Genomic DNA, 1,176 nt, shown 5'->3' with positions numbered 1-1,176 from the left:
CGGCTGGCGGCGGCGTTGACGCCGCAGGTGGACGCGGTGCTGGCCCGCCATCCCCTGCGGGACCTGGTCACCACCTCCGACCCCCTCCCCCTCCTCGTCGAACGCGAACGCGCCCTCTACGGCGCCTGGTACGAGTTCTTCCCCCGCTCCGAAGGCACCCCCGCCCACCCCCACGGCACCTTCCGCACCGCCGCGCGCCGCCTGACCGCCATCGCCGCGATGGGCTTCGACGTCGTCTACCTCCCACCCATTCACCCCATCGGCACCACCCACCGCAAAGGCCGCAACAACACCCTCTCCGCCACACCCGACGACGTCGGCGTCCCCTGGGCCATCGGCTCCCCCGAAGGCGGCCACGACACCGTCCACCCCGCCCTGGGCACCCTCGACGACTTCGACCACTTCGTCACCGAAGCCACCCGCCACCACCTCGAAGTCGCCCTCGACTTCGCCCTCCAGTGCTCCCCCGACCACCCCTGGGTCCACAAACACCCCCACTGGTTCCACCACCGCCCCGACGGCACCATCGCCCACGCCGAGAACCCGCCCAAGAAGTACCAGGACATCTACCCCATCGCCTTCGACACCGACCCCGACGGACTCGTCACGGAAACGGTGCGCGTCCTGCGCTTCTGGATGGACCACGGCGTACGGATCTTCCGCGTCGACAACCCCCACACCAAACCCGTCGCCTTCTGGGAACGCGTCATCACCGAGATCAACCACGCCGACCCCGACGTCATCTTCCTCGCCGAGGCCTTCACCCGCCCCGCGATGATGCACACCCTCGCCCAGATCGGCTTCCAGCAGTCCTACACCTACTTCACCTGGCGCAACACCAAACAGGAACTGACCGAGTACCTCACCGAACTCACGGGGGACGCCGCCTCCTACATGCGGCCCAACTTCTTCGCCAACACCCCCGACATCCTCCACGCCTACCTCCAGCACGGCGGCCGCCCCGCCTTCGAGGTCCGCGCCGTCCTCGCCGCCACCCTCTCCCCCACCTGGGGCATCTACAGCGGCTACGAACTCTGCGAGAACACCCCCCTGCGCGACGGCAGCGAGGAATACCTCAACTCGGAGAAGTACCAGCTCACCCACCGCGACTGGACCCGCGCCGCCCGCGAGGGCACCACCCTCGCCCCCCTCATCACCCGCCTCAACACCATCCGG

Annotated in this window: 1 pseudogene; it reads left to right on the top strand. The window is 69.0% G+C overall.

Annotated features, from left to right (window positions below):
• Nucleotides 1-1,176: pseudogene (locus IG94_RS0137950) on the top strand (alpha-1,4-glucan--maltose-1-phosphate maltosyltransferase); the annotation flags it as partial.

It is taken from the genome of Streptomyces olivaceus (assembly GCF_000721235.1).
GTDB classification, from domain to species: Bacteria; Actinomycetota; Actinomycetes; order Streptomycetales; family Streptomycetaceae; genus Streptomyces; species Streptomyces olivaceus.
This window is presented reverse-complemented; position numbering and strand designations above follow the sequence as displayed.